The organism is Hymenobacter sp. 102, from assembly GCF_049949205.1.
Taxonomy (GTDB): domain Bacteria; phylum Bacteroidota; class Bacteroidia; order Cytophagales; family Hymenobacteraceae; genus Hymenobacter.
The window spans coordinates 4,935,683-4,954,097 of sequence record NZ_CP188172.1; the positions used below are offsets into that span (position 1 = coordinate 4,935,683).

The following is an 18,415-nucleotide window of genomic DNA, read 5'->3' on the forward strand; positions in this document are numbered from 1 at the left end:
TCGCAGCTAAAGGGCTAGGGCTTTCTCAATCCGTATTCCACGTCACGCAGTGAAACACGCCCCCTTGCTTGGCCACCGCTCTGCCATCGAGCGGAATTATTTCAAAGTCGGGGTAGAGTTCGTGCAGGCGGCGCAGGACTAGCTCATCCTCTGCTTGGTGGTAGACGGGAATAATTAGTGTCTTCCCCACACTCAGATAGTTGATATACTCGCCCACTGCCGATGTGTAATCGGTATTCTGGTAGGGATTGTAGGGCAAGGGTACACAGTCGAAGCCAGCGCGTCGCAGGGCCTTTAGCAGGCGTTGCCAGATGACGGGCTCATGCCGGCGGTAGTCATTTACCAGGGCCGTTCGCTCATCGAGCAGCTGCACCAACCCGTCAGCATGGCCGGTGAAGTCGTCGGGGTGAGCCGGTACCAAGTCAATCCGGTCTACTTCCAAGGCATCAGCCAGCATGCGCAGCAGCCGGGAGCGGGGCACCATGGGATTCTCGCGTAGCACTTTGTCCGACATAAGTACCCGGCCGAACCGGCTGACCACGTTGCCGCCGTCGACTATGAGCGGGCTCCGCTGGAGCGGTAGGCCCAGCCGGTTTGCTACTGCAGCGCCGTCGGTGATGGTCGTATGCCACCGCTTAGGGCGCAAGTAGTCCGGGAAATAGCGAAACTGCATCAGGCGTCCGCGGGCGGTAGGCACGGGCATAAAATCCCGGGCCCAGATATCCCGGGTTCCGGGCAGGGTAGCGACTGTCGCCCCACTTTTAAGCAGCGCATCAGTAAGGGCCGTCGCGGTAGCGGGGTGCCGCTGGGTGAGGGTGTCGGCCAGGTAGAAGCGGGCAACCGGGCTGGCCGCAATCATAGCCAGCATGGCTTATAGCCCAGGATGCGGCGAACCGTATCAGCATCCATGCGCTGCTGCTTGCAGATGCTTTCCTTGTTCTTGAGGCGGGATAAGTAGCCTTCGTCGGCCAGGAAGCGGTAAGGCCGCGTCACGTAGGGAAGCGCTGTGTCTTCCTCATCAGGCCGAAAGGTTAGCCCTACGCGGGCCGTGCGCCAGGCTGTGGGCGGTGCTTCCGTCGGGGTAGAACTCTCTTCCAGGGAAAGGTACGTCGCGCCGTTCAGCGCGCTGCCCCAGCTGGCTACCAGCGCTCTGGTCAGGAGCTGCGGGCCCATGATGTAGGGGTAGGAGGGCGTTACCTCGTCGGTAGGGGCAGTGCTCAGCAATTGAAGCCCCCGCAGCAGAATGCCACCAAAGCTGTTGCTGTCCCGGTCGCCAAACGTAAGGTCTAGGCTGGTAGCCTTGTTGAAATACCAGTGCAAAGGCTTTAGCTGTTCCGCGTCTCTGTGTACGTAGGGGTCGGGGTGGTTTCGGCTGTGATAGTAAAACTCAAGCTCCGTGATGCGGAAGATTTTGGTTTCTGTCCGCACCACCAAGCGATGCTGAAGCGTGGCGGCTATCTCCGTGAAGAAGTAGTCGATGTCTTCGGGCTGCGCCTCGTGAATCTGCTGCGTCAGGTACTGAAGCCATTCCTTCGGCCGGCTGTAGTTGCGGCGGTCGGCGGCCAACAGGTATTCGCTGAACTCAGCGGCAAAAGGTACTTTCTGCTCGATGAGGTAGCGGGTTTGCGGCAGCCGCCCCGCCAGTGCAGTATGATAGTAGTGACAGATGAATCCTCCCAGCTCAGGTGACCCCGCTACGCGCAGGCCTTCAAGCAGCTCGGGCAGCGAGGCCTGGTCCGTGAGCCAGCACTCGTCATACAGAAAGTAGGTATAGGTCGATGAAGGCAATGCCGCCTCGGTGATGACACGGCTGGCCGGTAGCTGGGCCGCTTTGCCGGCTTTTAAAGTCTCGATTTGATGGGAAGAGAGCATGCGTAATACTGGGCTGATTGGTAATAGATGCCACAACATTACACCGCGAATACATCCGCTCCTAGCGAATTACGAGCATTTTAAAAATGAGCTAAGTAGTTGTTTTAGTAGCAATTATAAAATTTATAATTGCTGCAATAGCAATGATTTATACTGCCGATTTTGCTTGCGCCAACTCTCAGAGGACTGCTAGCGCATCCTTAGTCAGGGTCTTCTTCTAACTCCAGGCTATTGAGATTAAGGAGTGAGTCGCAGGTCCTCTCCACGCTGGTAAGCAGCTTAGTCAGCAGTTGAACATTCGTGTCGCTGCAGCTTTCCAATAGCTCTTTCGAGATGGAGTGTACCTCTCCCTCCTCTACGGTATCCGACCAGTCTCTCAATTCATTGGTGATGGCGACCTGAAAAGTGGCGTCGAATAGTAGCTCCCGAATATATATCAGCCTGGCAGCGGCATCGGTTAAGCTCTGCTTATAGGGGTCAGGACTCATGTTATTTAAGGGCTATTGACTTGAGCCAAAGCGAAGCAGATGCAATACTGTTGGCTAGCCGCGTGGACCGCCTATGCTCTAAAGCTCACGGTGCTGCTTAAGCCTTGTAATTGGATATTTTATAACTCACTTCTTCTCATGATATGTATACGCATAGTATTTTCTTGGTCCCAAACTCAACTCTCTACGCTGATACCAAGCAGACATTTCTTCTTTATGTTTACTAATTGAAAATATACTTTCTAAAGTCAAGTATTTGTTGTAATCCGCAATGTTGTCAAGCTCTCCAAAGGTCTTGCCTACTCCCTTTGTATCTAACTGTAAAATTCTTAAAAACTTAAATGCATCACTGTAAACATTGAAAAAAGTCATTAGTCTTTCAAGTAAGTATATATTGTCTAAAGATTTTTCTTTTTCAAGAATAAAACTGATAACAGTATCATAATTTGCTTTATATTTATTATTTCTGATATATTGCCTTTTATCTCGAATGCTGTTAAGGGCTTGTTTTATGATATCTCTACCAAGGAAGTCAATGATAATATCAAATTCTATCCCAAGCATTAGCATTGCTACTGCAATTTTCGCATCTTCTTTGTAAAGCATATTAGAAATCTTTAACAAATAAGGGCCATGCGGTGAGCATCTTGCGGTTGACAGTTGAGAAATAACATGAAGAATTCTCCATTGTTTCTCAAAATCAATTTTTACGAAATTAAGGTTCTTGCCGTCGTAATACCAATCTCCTCCATAATAGCTTGAGCAAAATTCAACTGGCATGGTCCAGTAATTCCAAAAATATATCATCATTGTGTCTGCAAGCTCAAAAACACTGGATGATTGCTTTGGAGTATTCATTAACTCCCAATGAACATACCTATTGGTTATAGAATTATAAGGCAGGTCAGAACCTGGCAGTGACACCTCGCTAAGTAGTTCGAGGTTTATTGCAACCATGCCTGGAGGATAAAGAGAGTTATTGTTCTTGAAATACGAGCTTATGTGCATTATGTACTCTGTACTTAGTGCATGTGACATGTTTTAGTACGTATAGGTTATTGCAAAGCCGTGCGGTAGTACGCTTGCTATGGTAAACTGATGCTTCTTATGCACAGCATTCATGATGAGCGATGCTGTATTACCGGATTTGAGGAATCTAAATTTCTGAAACGAGTTGATATTGCCTAAAAACGTTTCATAAATTTCGTCAGCTTCAATCAGCTCAAGAGGGCTTTCAAATATTATCTCACCATTATGCGAAACTCTTAGTTGACTGTTGCTTATATCAAACAAGCAATTTTCCCATGACTTCATAGCGTCTGCAAGATTTTTCTCAGAAGCGATGGAACCATAGTTAATAGTTTCTACAGAAGGTTTGCAAACAATAGAGAATGGGGGAATATTCTTTTTAACATAATAATCTCCTAAATAGAATGTGAATAATTCGTCTACTGTAAATGTGTCATTCTTCACATGTTGAGGCAGATTGTTATAGCTAAGATGAATGCCACAAAGTTCATGGATTCTCCCAGCTAGAATCTGAACACCATCGAATGTAAAATAGCCATCGCGGCTATAATTAAAAGCACCCTTTTGTTTTAAAACTTGGGCAAGCGAATGATTCATAATGAAAGCAGTCGCAATGCATCTATCCGTCAAAGTGTTAGTATTAATTATCAACCCTGCGTCCTTCATTGCCTTCAGGCTCCCTACTTCTATGACATGGGTTAACACATTGTTTATTTCACTGGTGTCATCGCTGCCAGCGTATCTGCTAACGGTGCCTTTGCCAAATTTTTTTATCAAAGAGTCAATAATCGTTTCACTTATGTCGATAAATGTACTTTGGCTAATTTTATTGTCGATGAGCGTATATGCTTCCTTGAGGATTTCAGTGGTCGACACAAGCTTGTGTTTTGAAGGTTAAAGGTCAGTGAAGATATGGATTCTCTTTTTTTTGTGGCCTCCCCCTACGAGCATGTAAGGTAAACCTCAAACGCTAGTTACGTTTTGTCGGCTGCCGTCGCGAACAGGCCAAGCTGCAGGTCCTTGCGAACCTGCAGCGCTTCGGCTTTCTGCTCGGCCAGTAACTGCTTCGCCGCCCGCGAAATAGCCGTGTTGCAATACTTTTCCTTGCTGTTGATGCGGTCCGTTGGATGAATAGCTTTCAGGTCCCACTCCCGCAGAATCTTCTTTACCCCGTCGCGGCCCAGGGTAGGGGCATGAAGCGCGATGTTGCGGTCAGTGACCTTCCAGGCGCGGAGTCGCTCGATGAGTGAGGCCGTGACCGGGTCGGCCAGCCAGGAGGCCGGAATCTTGGTTTGCTGCTTCTGATTTAACTCAAAGCGTAGCCGCACAATCCGGGGCCGGCCCCGGGTGGCCCGCTCAGCTTCGTAGACAGGCTGCATGGTAAAGGCCACGTCGCTTTCGGCCAGCTCCTCCAGCGGCTCTTTAGTGGTGTAGTGCACCAGGTCTTTCACCAGCGGGTACTTCATGAGCACCTTGCCGGACTTGTCTTTTTTGGGCTGCTGGCGCTTGTCCAGCACCGGGCCGCAATCCATCAGCGTCCGGTATTCCTCAATGGTAACTTCCCAGAAGCCGGTATCCTTGAACGCAGATAGTATCTCGAAGAACCGCATGGAGTACCAGCTTTTCAGCCGCATATAGTGCGAGAGCTGGTAGCTGGTATAATGGGCTACGTTGATGAAGTAGTCGGATAGCGCCGGATTCAGCGGTATAGATATAATACCGTTTTTATACCCGGCCGTCTCATCCTTACTGGTATCGAGCAGGTGGCGGGCCCGCCACTCCGACGAGTCCGGGCTCTTGAATGTCCAGATAACCGCCAGCAGTTCCAGAATAGCACCCTCCACCTCTTTATAGACGGTTTCGGCCTTCACGCCGGCGTCCACTACCACGTCGCTGACGCGCATCTGGTAGAAGGGCCGCAGCTCAAAGTCATCATCCCGGATTTGGTCGAGCACCCGTGCCATAATACGCTTCGCCAGCACGCTCATCTTCCGCTGCCGGGAGAAGGTTACGTTCCAATGCTGCTTCACCAGCTCCTTGTGCTGCGGCTCGTAGACCAGCCCCAGGGGTAGCGAGGCGGTGGTCACTTTCTTGTTACTCATAGCGGCTAGATTCCAAATGCAGAAGGACAGTTGGGGATAGAGAGTGACAAAGTAACACGAAATAAAAGGAGTAAGAAATTATCAACTCCTAATAGGTAGGGGTAAAACTCCTTTTAATCATTTCCAGGGTAGGGGTAAAACTCCTTTTAATCGAGAAATGAGTGGGGGTAAAGCTCCTTTTATTCAGTTCAGCCAGTAGGGGTAAAACTCCTTTTAATGCTTCCTACTCCTTATAGTGAACTACCTTGTCTTTTTTAAAAGACAATCAGTAAAAATTCCAACTATGTAGTTTCCCCGAGAAGGAAGCTTTTAGGGATGGTATAAAACCCGTCAGAACCCCGAAAAGCAGACAAACAAAACAGTAAAAAAGAGCATAAAAGCCAAAAAATGGGATTGCACTTTTTTACTATTTAATACTATTATTTTTATAAAGCGTATACTGCTCATCTTACGCCTACGTGCCATTCCTTTGACTTGCCCCAAGCCGGCTAATTCCGATAAAGCGTGGCACTGCCTACACAACGAACAGCCCGTTCCACCCAGGATACAGCGCGTAGGAGAGATGCAGCCATTAAGGACTGAACTGCACCTGCTTCACTGGTCGAAGACGCCACACAGCGCAGATTTGGCCTTGGTTAGATATGTAGTCCAAAAGCTGACCGATAAGGCCATCAGGAGCACCACCTGATTCCATAATTTTCCGGAGTCGATTGCCACAGGCTAAGGTCTAACCAGCGAAATTGCCGCTGGGTCCGGATTGCCCCCCATGGTAGCTAGTCGCTCTTTCAGGCCCGCAATCCACCTTCCTGCCCCGTGGTTGTCCTTTGGATTGATAAGCACTAGAAATTCAAATAGGGCCAGCGCCTCGGCCCACCGCTTCGCTTTCTGCAACTCGACACCCATGGCATAATAGGCCGTTAGCACGAAGCCATTACCAGTGGACTCATAAAGCAATACGTCCCGGCCTTCCTCAAAGGCTTTGGGAAACAGTAGCCGGGCCTGCATAAAGGCCTGCATGAGATAGGTAAGGCCCAAGCCGGGCGTTCGGTTATTGAGCAGCATTCCCAAATGCGAAACCGCGTCTAGGTGCAGTTCCCCGCAGGCGGCCATAATACGCCGGTAGATTCGCTCCGCCTCTTGCGGCGCAGAGGTGTGCAGCGCTTTACCCTGCTGGAATAACGCTTCGTGCTCCAGCACGACTGCCGGATACACCACGCGCCAGTAGCGCGGCTGGTATTCTATCATGCGGAGCTGGTCCATGCGCAGGAACGATAGGAAGGAGGAAGCTCAAAAATACGGAGAAGCTGTACTGCTCCTTAACGGGAAATTCTGCTCCAACTCTAGTGGCCCGTGCGCGAGCCAACGCAATGCTTAGCGTGTAAATCCGCCCAATTGGAAGAACAGCCGCTTCTATACTTCCGCATCAAAGTCTGCCAGTTCCTGTTGAAAGCGAGCCAGACGACCCTTTGTCTTCAGGAAGAGCATGTAGCGCATCTTACCCCGTGTCGGCCCGACATCAAAGCCCAACAAGGTAGCTTGGTAGCCGAAGACATCCAGTAGGCTTTGAATCAGCTTGGGCTCCTGCTTAACAAGGGGGCCATAGTATACCCAGTCCAGCTGCTGCGCATCAACTGCCACGCCCAGGTCCGCGCAGCGGTTCAGTAGCTCCGGCAGGGCCGCCGGCTCGTAAGCGCGCAGATACCCCCGCACCAGGCGTAGTGCGTCTTCATACGTCACGGCAAACGAAGCGTCGAACGAGGGAAAATCGGCTTCAAAACGTGCGGCGGAATCATCATCAAACGTCATACGGTCTGGGGCAGAACTAAAAATGATGGTACAGAGGGGGAAACAACGCTAATATTGCCGGTATCTATGGCTCCAGCCACATAATCTCCTGGTCCCAGCCGGCCGGAAAACCCATGTGTTGCCGGTGTAGGCCCGGCGTAATGAGGTCGTATTCGCGCAGTAGCGCTACCACGCGCCGTCCAAAGCTGGAGGTCTGGCTGACCTTCACCATCAGGAAGTTGAAGATGGAGAGGGTGTAATAAATTTTGGTGTTGATGGCCGTGACATTGTGTTCCGTAAGCCAGTAGCCGGCGTGGCCCCGCTGATTGGAGAGCATGGGCTTCATGGAAATGTCCCAGAGCCGGTCGTGGTGCGCGCACTTGTTGCGGACATCGTTGATGCTTTGCATCCAGGAGTCAAACACCCGTAACGCTAGGTTGAAATGGTTGGCAATGGCCAGCTTGGGCGTGGTGTCCACAAACTGGGTAAACAGGTTATAGAGTGTGCCGAAGGAGAGCAGTTCCAGCACCATCCAGGCGGGCGGGTTACGCGGCTGGTCGTAGAAGTGGTAGTAATCGGCGATAAATGTTTTGCTTTTAGCACGGTCCAACTCCCCCCGAATAGTGGAAAGGAGTTTGGAGGAAGCCGCCTGTTCCGCCGGGGTGCCGCGCTTGAAGAAGCGGGCCTGCTCGTACCAGTTGTTGTCGCCGGTATAGCGGGTGATGTGGTAAATGATTTGGGTGCGAAACGATATTTCCAGCCTCTCAATGGCTTCCAGGCAGAGTAGGCGCAGCTGCTTGTCGAACTGATAACGGTGCAGAATGTCGTCGAAAGTAGTGCCGGGCTGAAACTGGCTAGTACCCGGCACCAGAAAGCTGCCCCAGTAGCCACTGAGTCGGTAATAGCTGATGTTGGCCAGGTAACGCAGGGCTCGCGGCTCGTCTGCCACCACCAAGCCCCTAGCCTGCAGCTTCTGCAGCTGCTGGGTAAAATCAATAGCTGGCTTGGTGAAGTGGCGGATGGGACGGGGCGGCATAGGGCAGAACGGCAGGCAAAAAAAAACCCACCCTCAGCGGGGTGGGCTTCCGGTCAAACAGCAAGCCGAAACTTGTGACCGAAGAATTTTACGGTACCAACCAAACAGCACCGGCAAAGCCGATGTGGCGGATACTTTTTTTGTAGGGCAAAGATACGGCTTTCGGAAAGAAAAGTCAATACGAACGAACTGCTGGCTCCGGCACTCAGTTCTCCAGTTGCCATTCGTAGGCTTGCCGGACTAAATGCATGGCATCGTCCAGGTCGGCGGGCGAGGCGAGGCCGACTTCTGCCTCCCCATTGCCCCAGCGGCCCAGGCCCCGCACATCCTTGCAGAGGTTGCGAGGGTCCCGAATTTCTTCAAAGGGTAAGTTCAGCGAAAGGCGTAGCCGGCTTTTCTGCGGTATGACGTCCACAAAGTTGGTGTCCAGCTTGAAGGCGATGTACAGCTTCTTTACCTCCTGCTTAACCGTGGCATCCAGGTTGAGCACTCGCTTCTGAAAGGCATGAAATAAATCGCCCATCTCGCCGGTCAGAAAGTTAAACTGCTCCAATTTGTACTCCCCATCGGCAGCGGCCTCCGGTTCACGGTAGGGGGTTAACTGCGCGTCGGTTAATGCCGGGGCCACCCAGATTTTCAGGGCCTTCGTGGCCAGGGTCTGCCCGCGCCGCTTGATGGCGTCCTCCGTCCACTGGGCTTCCTTGGCTACGCCGGCATTCAGGCGGATGGGGCTGTCGGCAAAGCCTCCCTCCACTGTTTTCTTGAAAGCAAACGGCTTGTCGCTCAACCGGGAGTTATAGCCCGTCAGCGTGAGGTTGCCGATGGTGTGCAGACGTTCCTCTTGTATCCGACGCCACTCCGGTCCCAATTCATCCCGCCAGGCTTTGGATAGGTTTTCGTTCTGGGGCAGAATATGCTCGATGGTGTATTCATCGACCAGCACCCGCTCTTTGCGCCCGAAGTTTTCCAGCCGGTCAAGGATGTAGTTGCGGAGCCGCAGGTTGTATAAATCCCGGTCCTGAAACTCGCGCTTAAACTCCGCGTCCGTGGGAAAGCGACGGTAGCTGTCTTTTAGCTGAAAGGCCGCATACAGGCTTTCCAGGTACTGTGGCTTGCGAACCAGCCGCCCCAAGGCCGCGAAGGTTTTGTTCAGGCTATTGGTGGGAATGCCGCACACGACGCGCCGGAACACATAGGCCTCAATCAGGCGAACCACCTGCTCGTGCTCCTCGGCCGTCAGATGCCCGTCTTCGTAGTCCGCGTATACTTCCAGCAGAAACGGGGTAGCGGTATCGGCCCGCAGCTCCAACAAATCCTGGTGCGCTCTGCGCAGCCGCACGTCCGCTTCGTGATTGGCTTCGGGCAGCACGATGCGCACGTAATACCCGGCGTAGCGGTGCAGGTCGCGTAGCCGCTCTTCCACCACCGCGGGCACTTTCGTGTCTTTCAGGAAGGTTTTATAGCTGGCATACACCCCGTCGATGCGGGGAATATGCCCGGTTTTGAGCGTCAGATAATCCCGGACAAACCAGTCGAAGTAGTTCGCGTAGTGCTCCCCAAACAGCTGTTCCATCGGGAACCAATAGTGCTCGTAGAGCCGAGCCTGCGTTTTAGGCTCCTGGCCCATGAGTACGTAGTTTCGAATCAGGTCGGCCTGCGAAAGCGCCAGCCCCGTCGAGTTCATGCTCTCGAATATCATCTGCGGGTTGTCAACGCCGCGCTCCAGCGCCACATCCACGATAAATAGCCGCTGCAGGCCGGCATATACCGTCCGGGCATTTTCCAGGGTCAGGTGCTTGCGGAAGTATTCGTAGTTGCGCCGCACGTTGCTGGCCACCTCGACGGGTGGTTTGGGATGCCCTTCCAGCACGTCAATTAAGGACTGCTTATCACCCCGGGTGAGCATGAGCTTGTAGCGAAGCGCACCCTCTTCTTCGGCATTGAACAGATAGTAGTTTTTCAGCTTGGTGGCCGAGGTGCTTTCCAGCACGTCAGGGTACTGCTGCACCAGTTCCGCCAGCGCTGCCAATAACAGCGTCAGCGTCGTGACCCGCTGCTGGCCGTCAATAATCAGCAGCTCCGGTACCTCCGACGCGTTGTGGTGGTCCTGCTCAAAGTAGACCACCGACCCGACAAAGTGCCCGGCATTGTCTTCGGCTTTGCTGATGCCGATAATGTCGTGCAGCAGCTGCTGGCACTGGCTTTCCTGCCAGCTGTAGGTCCGCTGATAAATCGGGATGATGAACTGCTTCGAGGTTTGCAGAAACTTGAGGAGGTTGGCCTGCTTGGCTTTCATGGGTAGGGAGGTAGCGTATGTTTGATAAGCCAGGGGCGGTTAATCCTGCAGGGCCTTCAGCAGACAGTCACGCAAATCGGTGTAATACTGAATGTTGATTTTGGTAATCATCTCATCCGAGAGGTCGTTGAGCTGCTTGCGAGCATTGAGCGGAATGAGCAAGGTAGAGGCCCCCTTCTCCACGGCCAGCTCCGCTAGGTTGACGGCGTTGTAAACCAGGTCTATTGAGCCGCCCAGGTTCAACTGCCCCACCAGGGCCAGGCCGCCCTTGGTGCTCTTTTCCAGCAGCGAGCTACACAGCGCAATTAGCACCCCCATGCCCAAGCCGCTGCCGTTTTTGGAGGCATCAAAAGAGCGCAGCTGCACAGAGAATTCGTGGGCGCGGGGCTCCCGGTCGCCCAGCAGCTCCTTGGCTTTGCTGTAGAGGTTTTGCTCGGCGAAGCGCACGCTTTCCTGGAAAGCGGGCGGGGCCGGCCGGTTGAGCACTTTCACCCCACTGCCCGGACCCACGTTGACTTCAATTTTGTAAAGGCCCGCAGGCTCATCGGTGCCTCCCGTATTCAGCGTCCACACCTGTCCGGGGGGCTGGGGGTCTTCGCCAATGGTATTCTCACTGTGCAGTTCGGGCGTCGTAACGAAGGTTTCGATGCCGTCCACGCCCAGGCGGTAGCTAAAATGGGTGTTGCGAAACTCAGCCGAGCCAATGCGCTTCTGCTGCTCTTTTACCCGGCGGCGGTATTCCAAGGCCAGTTTCACGGCCCATTCTAGCAGTTCGTCCGAGATGGGGGCCGCTGGGTCGGGCTGCATCAGCTTCAGCAGGCCGTTGATGGTTTTGTGCACGGCAGTGGTGTCGCGGCCGCTTAGGGCCCCGCCGAAATCCACCCGAGGCAGCACGGCCGAAATCCGGCTGGTGTCGCGCAGCCGCGTCCAGCACTCAGCCAGGAAGTCGCTGACCAGGCCAAAATGGGTGGTGAAGTAGGCCTTGTGCAGCTTAGGGAAGTCCCAACCGGGCACGAAGGCGTGGATGCGGTCCATAAAGGCCGTGTCGTCGCGCATCTCCTTGGGCAACGGACCGAACAGGTGCCCCACGCGCTGCTGGTGCTCCACGTCCACGTCAAAGTTGCCGACCAGCACCACGCCCCCATCGGCGCGAATAGGCTCCTTGCCGCGGCTGAACTCCCCGCTTTCCATGTAGCCCTTCATGATGTTCACGCCGTCCTTCTGGTCGAAGCTCACGCCCGACACTTCATCGAAGCACACCACGTCGTACTTGCACACCAGGCCCCGCTCCCCGTTGCTCAGGTTCACAAACATTTTGGTGACGGTGGTTTTACCTCCCGATACCAGGTGCGAATAGGGCGAAATCTGCTGGTACAGGTGCGACTTGCCCGTACCACGCGGCCCCAGCTCCACCAGGTTATAGTTGCGCTCCACGAAGGGCAGCATCCGCACGAAAAGCACGTTTTTGGCCCGCTCGCTCATGCCGCCGGGCTCCATGCCCACGCTGCGCACCAGAAAGTCCTGCCACTCGGCCAGCGTAAACTGCTCCCGGCCCCGATACAGCTCATTCAGCACGTTGCGCTGGGAGAGTTGGATGGGCCGCAGGCTGGCAATGCCGAACGGCCGGCCGCTGTTTTCCTGAGCAATGGTGGGGTCGTAGTCCAGCTCCACTTCGGCGTAGAAGCCGCCCGTCAGCATCCGGTCGTTCTCGTTCACCATCTCCGGCGCGATGCGCACGTTATTCAGGCGCAAGCTGGGCAGGGTGGCCACGTAGCTGTCGGTGCGGGCATCCAGCTTCGCGGTGATGATGTCAATGAGCTTGATGGAGCCTTTCTCGCGAGCTTTGGACTTGAAGTATTCCTCCTCGCCCGGCCGCACGGTGCGGTCGGCCAGCTGCCGCTTCACTATCTCCAGGCCTTCCTGAATTTCCTGCTCGTCGGTGGTGGCACAATAGCGCCCCAGCAGAAACTCGATAACGTAAGTGGGCACCGGGTAGGTCTTGCGGAACTGCTCCAGCAAGTCTTTGCGCACGATAAAGCCCTCGAAGGCGCGAGCGGCAATGTGGTCAATGGTATCTAATTCCATAACGTGCGCAACATCATTCGCCCACTAGCGTGGACTGTTTATCCAGAATCGTATTGTCCGGTCCCAGGAGCACCAAAATAGCCGGCTGACCCTGCTTGGCGTCATCGGCCATCAGCGAGGCCTTGCCCCCGGCAACGGCTTTGGGCGGGTGCAGCAACAGAGAGGAGCCCGCATCTGTCAGGGAGGTACGTAGGTCAACTACGGACCCTTCGGGCGCGTCTTCCACGGCCACGGTGCAGCGTAGGTTCACCCATTTTTGAGCCGTGATTTTGCCGCTGACCGGGCCTGCCGCGGCACCGCCCTTGCTGATGATGAGCACCGGCACGAGGCATTCGTGTAGGGAAAGGCCCCCGTGGGCAAACTCCACGTTGGCCTTGAAAAAGGAAATGCCTGGCGCGTAGGTGATGAATTCCTGCGGATTCCAGCTCCAGGGCAGTTGCAGCAGGGAGGAAGTGGCTCCGGGCTTCAGCAGGGCGCAGCGGCCCCAGCGGGTATCCACCAGGTCTTTCGAGAGCTGCTCTTTGGGCAGGCCGCCCGGCAGTAGCAGCCAGCCGTGGTCGGTGACGAGGCGGATGCGCGGGGCGCCGCCCTCCAGAGCCCGGTCAACGGCTTCTTTCACCCGGCGCAGCAGCTCGGGGATGCGGTGCACGATGCCCGCCTGTTCCTCGTGGCCCTTTGTGTCTACGTCGCCGATTTCCTGCCAGTAGCGCTGCCCAGCTTGTGGGGCGGTGCCGAGGGGTAGATACGAGTAGCCGACCTGGGGCAGCGCACCACGAAAGTTGGCCGTGTTCAGCACTTTGCCGGAATCGGCTAGCTGGGGCACGAAGTCGGCTACTGCGCTTTGGCGGGACACGATGCCGGCCAGCGGCGACGACCAGGCTTTAGCCGTGGGCGTCACGCTGGGCAGGGCCGACCAGGCCGTGGTCAGCTCCACCTCGTAGCCTTGCTGGCGGAGCTGCGCCACAAATTCCTGGGCCACTTCCAGACGGAAGGCATCCACGAACAACACAAAGGCTTCTTCGGAGGGCGGCGGCACACTGGCGGGCAGCAGCGCGCTGGCATCGGCCCGCAGTAGTTGCTGAAACCGGTCAGTGACCAACTCCAACCAGGGCTGGTAAAACAGCCGAACGACTGCCTGCACCGCTTCCTTATCGGGGCCGGTGCTCACGGCGGCCAGTGCCAGGCGCATGGCCTGGTCGGCCTGGTAGCCCTGCTGCTCGTAGTAGTGGCGCAGCTTAGTCAGGTCGTGGTTGGGCACGGGGCCGGTGGCCACTTGCACCAGGTGCAGCAGGTGCGGCAGAGCCTGCGCCAGCGGGGCTTGTTGCAAATCGGCCCACACCCAGGCGCGGCGCATGCCGTGGGCGGCCTCCAACGCGGCCAGCTGGGCGGCGGCGGCGGGCGGTAGCTGGGCCGCGGCTTTCACTAAGCCCTGGCGCAGCACGGTTTCCTGGTCTTCGTTTACCTGGGGCCAGCTCTCGGGGTTGGTGGTGAGCATACCGCCCAGGCCAGGCGGCTGGGCTTGCCGGAGCAGGGCCGGCAGTTCCTTGAACTTGTGCGGGGCGTGGGTGAAGTGCTGCCAAACGGGCTGCCACACCGCCTGCCGCCGAATGCCGAGCCACTGCGCCACCACCAGGCGCTGGCTGGCCTCGGGCGTGAAGTCGTAGCGGGTTTCGCAGAGGGTACGGAACAGGGCCTGGCGGCCCGGCTCCAGCCCGGCCAGGTAGGCGTCGCCTTCTTCCAGCCAGCGCAGCACGCAGGCGGGCTCGTCGGGGAACAGGGCGGCCAGCACGTGGCCGGCATCGAGGGTGCCCTTGCCGTAGAGCGTTTCGCTTTCCTCAAACAGCCAGGGCAGCGCGTGCAGCAGGGTGTCTTTGGTGGCGGTGTCGGTGGCGGTGCGGCGGCCCTGGCCACTGCCGGGGTTCTGGATGAAGGCGCTGATGGTCCATTCCTTGCCGTTGTCCTGCAGCCAAACGACGCCCGTGAACTGGTATTCGCGCAGCGGGGCCAGCTGCAGACCCTGCGGCTCGGGCGTGCGGAGGTCTTTCTTGGAAATGCCGGGCAGGTAGATAACCGGAATGGTGCCGGCTGGCCAGTCGGCGGTGGGAAGTGTGCGGGCTACCATGCACTTCAGCCACACCGCCGGGCCTTGCCGCAGGTCAGCTTTGTAGTCTCCCAAGGTCAGCAGCTCGGGCAGCACCGGGCGCAGCAGGGGCAGCACGGCCTCCCACTGTCGCTCGGGGTCGGGCCACAGAATTACCTCCGGCGGCACCATACTGCTGCTGTTGTGCTGGGCCACCTCGCGCAGGCTGGCCAGTACTTTGTCTTTCAGGGTGAGCTTGGGGGGCATGGAGGGCGCAGTGGGCTACGGAGCGGTGAAGCGAATCAGGGGGAAGCTAGGATGACTACGAGGGCTTCTTCTGACTTTCGGCGGCGTCGCGGGCGGCGCGCTTTTCGGCTAGGGTGCAGTGCTTGTCGTTGTCGCGCAGCTCGCCCCAGGGGGCGGAGGCGGGGTTTTTGCCCCGGTCGGTGCCCCACTTGATGGCGGGCTTGCGGCGCAGCACTTCGGCTTCCATGAAGGGGCGGATGTTGAGGCGCACGCCGTCGTTGAGGTCGGGCTCCCAGCCCATAGGCTGCTGGGCGAGGGGCTTCCAGCGCACGAAGATGTCGTAGGGGCTTTCGCCGGCCTGAATGGCTTTGAGCTTACGGTCGAGGGCCTGGGCGGCCAGTAGGCGGCCGTCGGCCCCGCTTTCGTTGCGCTTCACCTGCTGCTCGCACTGCCGCAGCCAGTCGCCGAGGTAGGTGTAGATGAGCTTTTGCAGGCCCTCGCGGGTGAGCTGGTGGTAATTGACGATGGCGCTGAAGCCGTCGGCGCGGCCGTCCCAGATGTGCCACAGGAAGGGGCGCTGCTGAAACAGCTTGCAGTGCTGGGCGAAAAACTCCTCGCGCAGCCACTTGTCCAGGTTGCCCTTGGCGCCTTCGCGGCCCAGCAGCGTTTCCAGAGTGGTGGTGGTGTAGGCCGCGCCGTACACGGCCTGCAGGTAGGTGCGCAAGGCCTCGGCGGCGGCTGGCTCGCCATTCACGGGGGGCAGGCACACGATGCCGTCGCGGTCGGTGAGGTGGTCGTACTGTTGGATATCCGCCAGGTGGGCGCGGGCTTCGGGGGCCAGCTCCATGTCGGCATCGGTTTCGGCGGGCCAGCGGTAGCCGAGCAGCCGCGCCAGCGCCACGTGCAGCGGGGCCGTGCTGGGCTCGGGGTGGCCGTGGAACAGCCACTGCGTTGGGTCGTCGCTGTAGGGCAGGGGCAGGCCGTTAGGGTATTGTTCTTTGGCTACTTTCTGCCAGTGAGCTAGGTCGAAGGGAACTTTGACAACTGATGACGTTGAAACAGCAAGATTAGAATCAATCTTTCTTAACTCAGATTCAAAATCTTTTGAACTTAAATAAGCTTTTACTGCTGGTAAGTGGTGTTTTTCGTTAGGAATTACAATTGTGACTTCGCTAGTGAAAGCTGTTTTGTGATAATCACTTACAACTATGCTTCCTACATTAGTCACGTATACGCCGTCCCTGCCATAAGCTTTAAAACCCTGGTATCTAGCAAAATCATTCTTCGCGTTCAACCACTTTAAAGCATAACTAGCGCCAGAAGATGCGCCCTGAGTCGGGCCACCGTAAGACAGTTTCCAGTTTTTTAGATTTTGCTGGTCCCAGAAAAAGCTTTTATATCTGAAATCATCTCCGGTTTTGATTCCTTGGAATGAAGTACAGTATTTGCCTAAAAGAGGCAAGTTGTTTTTGGGTGTGGAACCATCTTCAATGAGAATACGAGCATCTGGATTGTTCAATTGCTGCTTCTGAGACATTAACACGGGTTCATCCGTCAGAAGCGCGTTGTTCTTATTATAAGTGCCTTTGGCATCTGATATATCGAGCCCGAGTAGAGTGTCAGATTCTGATTTCAGCCCGTTGCTTATAGCTACTAAAATAGCCTTAACCACTTCTCCACCAATTTCATTAAAGGCTCCCGGACCAAGTTTGATGATTGTGTTCCAATCCTTCCTTTTTAGAAGATTCTCTCTGAAGGTCTTATAAGAGGACATGAATAGCCAATTCTGGGGCATCACACTGCAAGCGGTGCAGCCCTGTTTGGTTATTTTGAACATCCTCTCTAAGAATGTTGTGGCTAGGTCAGCTTTCGAAAGTGGGTAATAATCCGAGCAGTATTGTGCCAGCACTTTAGCCTGTTTCCCTCGCGCCAGGTAAGGCACATTGGTAATGAGCAAGGTGTATTTCTGAGCTAGAAGCTTGCCCGCCAGCGCAATGCCCTGCGCTACTACCCCACGCTCTACCTGCTCATCGTCGTGTTTGGCTTGTTCCTGCGCAATGGCAGTTTCCAGCATCGGCCGTAGTTCGTCGAAGCTGGCTGTGTAAATGTCAGCGGCTACTGTGGCAGGGTCAATAAGGCTACCTAGTTCTGGGGCTTTCTGAAACAGCTCATAGAGGCGCTTCATGCCGTTGCGCAAGCGGGTGTCGGTGCCCGCCAGGCGTTGCCATTCCTCTACTTTACCGGTAGGGGCCAGGCCACTACACGCTAGGTTCAGCACCGGCAGGGGCCGGTAACCCTTGCAGAATTTCCAGACGGTGAGGGCGAGGTTGAAGGCGGCAATCTGGGTGCAGCGAGCATCCAGCTCCAGGCCGTGCAGGTTGTCGGTGAGCACCCGGTCAGTGGCTTCTTCGGCGCTGAGGTTTTCCTCATGCATCCGCAGCCGGGCCAGCATGGGGAAGGCGGCGGCCACAAAATGGCCCGAGCCCATGCAGGGGTCCAGCAGGGTTACCTCGGCCGTAGTGGCGGGCCAGCCGGCGAAGGTGCCGGCGGCCGGCTGGCCATCGGACAGGCGGCGCAGGTAGTCGAGACGCACGGGAGGCTTTTCGCCGGGGTGGCGGGCCACCCACCATGCGCCCAGGGTGTTGTCGAGCAGGAAATGCACCATGTAGGGCTCGGTGAAGAGCTGCGTCACGGCCGGCAGCCGGGCCCCGTCAATCTTGTCGCCGCTGGCGTTTATTTCCGCTTTGCGCTCCGTCTGCCAAAACTGGTACACCCAACCCAGAGCATCGTCGGCGGTGAAAATGGCTTCTTCCAGCTTTTCCAGCAGGCTTTCCAGCGCAATCCGGTCGTCGGGCGCGAAGCTCACCTGCAGCAGCGGGTCTTCGGGCCGGAAGATGGCCGGCAGCATCCGCGAGGCGTAGGCCCCGGCGGCGCTCCACTTGTCGGCGTAGCCATCCTCGGGGCCCAGCTCGGCCACGTCTTCCAGCGTCACGCTCACGCCGTCGTACATCAGCAGGTGGTTGGCTTCCAGAAACCGGGCAAACAGCATTCGGTGCCAGTATTCGTAGGCCAGCTCGGTGTTCAGGTGGTCGAGCGGCTGGCGGCCATCGGCGGCGCGGGTATCGCCCAGCAGCCGGCCTTTCGCCCGCAGGCGTACCCGCAGCTCCCGCCCGGCCGCGTCGAGGTGGCCAAACGGCTCGGCCTGGTCCACGGCCAGCGCCGCCAGGGCGTTGCGCGCGCCCGTTTCGGCCACCTTGCGGGCTTTGATGACGGTGTTTTCGAGGGTGCCCCGTTGGGGCGCGGTCAGGACGGACATGCGGGTTTGGTTCGGGAGGGTGGGCGGTAAGGATAGGATATGCGGGCCAGGCGAGCAGGCGGTAGGAAGTAAGCAGCAGG

General features: G+C 56.3%; 12 protein-coding genes. All 12 read right to left on the reverse strand.

Features of this window, described 5'->3' with window-relative positions:
* Positions 1 to 25 precede the first annotated feature (25 nt).
* A complete protein-coding gene (locus ACN19L_RS21445) occupies positions 26 to 868 on the reverse strand; it encodes an agmatine deiminase family protein (protein WP_426491428.1) in 843 nt (280 codons plus the stop codon).
* Positions 856 to 1,872: a hypothetical protein gene (locus ACN19L_RS21450; protein ID WP_426491429.1), complete on the reverse strand. Its 1,017-nt coding sequence runs from the start codon at positions 1,870 to 1,872 to the stop codon at positions 856 to 858. The genes ACN19L_RS21445 and ACN19L_RS21450 overlap by 13 nt, the downstream gene beginning before the upstream one ends.
* Before the next feature lie 614 nt (positions 1,873 to 2,486).
* The gene (locus tag ACN19L_RS21455; RefSeq protein ID WP_426491430.1) at positions 2,487 to 3,398 is read right to left on the reverse strand and encodes a hypothetical protein; all 912 of its coding nucleotides are present in this window, start codon (positions 3,396 to 3,398) and stop codon (positions 2,487 to 2,489) included.
* Between the two features lie 3 nt (positions 3,399 to 3,401).
* Complete coding sequence (locus tag ACN19L_RS21460; RefSeq protein WP_426491431.1) at positions 3,402 to 4,265, reverse strand: hypothetical protein; 864 nt, start codon at positions 4,263 to 4,265, stop codon at positions 3,402 to 3,404.
* Between the two features lie 98 nt (positions 4,266 to 4,363).
* Positions 4,364 to 5,491 (reverse strand): replication initiation protein, encoded by a 1,128-nt coding sequence (locus ACN19L_RS21465; protein ID WP_426491432.1) that lies wholly within the window; start codon positions 5,489 to 5,491, stop codon positions 4,364 to 4,366.
* Between the two features lie 720 nt (positions 5,492 to 6,211).
* Complete coding sequence (locus ACN19L_RS21470; protein ID WP_426491433.1) at positions 6,212 to 6,751, reverse strand: hypothetical protein; 540 nt, start codon at positions 6,749 to 6,751, stop codon at positions 6,212 to 6,214.
* A 150-nt stretch (positions 6,752 to 6,901) separates the two neighbouring features.
* Positions 6,902 to 7,297 (reverse strand): hypothetical protein, encoded by a 396-nt coding sequence (locus tag ACN19L_RS21475; RefSeq protein WP_426491434.1) that lies wholly within the window; start codon positions 7,295 to 7,297, stop codon positions 6,902 to 6,904.
* A gap of 64 nt (positions 7,298 to 7,361) precedes the next feature.
* Complete coding sequence (locus tag ACN19L_RS21480; RefSeq protein WP_426491435.1) at positions 7,362 to 8,312, reverse strand: Abi family protein; 951 nt, start codon at positions 8,310 to 8,312, stop codon at positions 7,362 to 7,364.
* A gap of 205 nt (positions 8,313 to 8,517) precedes the next feature.
* Complete coding sequence (locus tag ACN19L_RS21485) at positions 8,518 to 10,608, reverse strand: GmrSD restriction endonuclease domain-containing protein (protein ID WP_426491436.1); 2,091 nt, start codon at positions 10,606 to 10,608, stop codon at positions 8,518 to 8,520.
* Positions 10,609 to 10,647: 39 nt separating this feature from the next.
* A complete protein-coding gene (gene brxL, locus ACN19L_RS21490) occupies positions 10,648 to 12,693 on the reverse strand; it encodes a protease Lon-related BREX system protein BrxL (RefSeq protein ID WP_426491437.1) in 2,046 nt (681 codons plus the stop codon).
* 13 nt (positions 12,694 to 12,706) lie between these two features.
* On the reverse strand, positions 12,707 to 15,040 hold the full coding sequence (pglZ, locus tag ACN19L_RS21495; RefSeq protein WP_426491438.1) for a BREX-1 system phosphatase PglZ type B: 2,334 nt from the start codon (positions 15,038 to 15,040) through the stop codon (positions 12,707 to 12,709).
* Positions 15,041 to 15,095: 55 nt separating this feature from the next.
* Complete coding sequence (locus ACN19L_RS21500) at positions 15,096 to 18,335, reverse strand: Eco57I restriction-modification methylase domain-containing protein (RefSeq protein ID WP_426491439.1); 3,240 nt, start codon at positions 18,333 to 18,335, stop codon at positions 15,096 to 15,098.
* Positions 18,336 to 18,415: the final 80 nt, after the last annotated feature.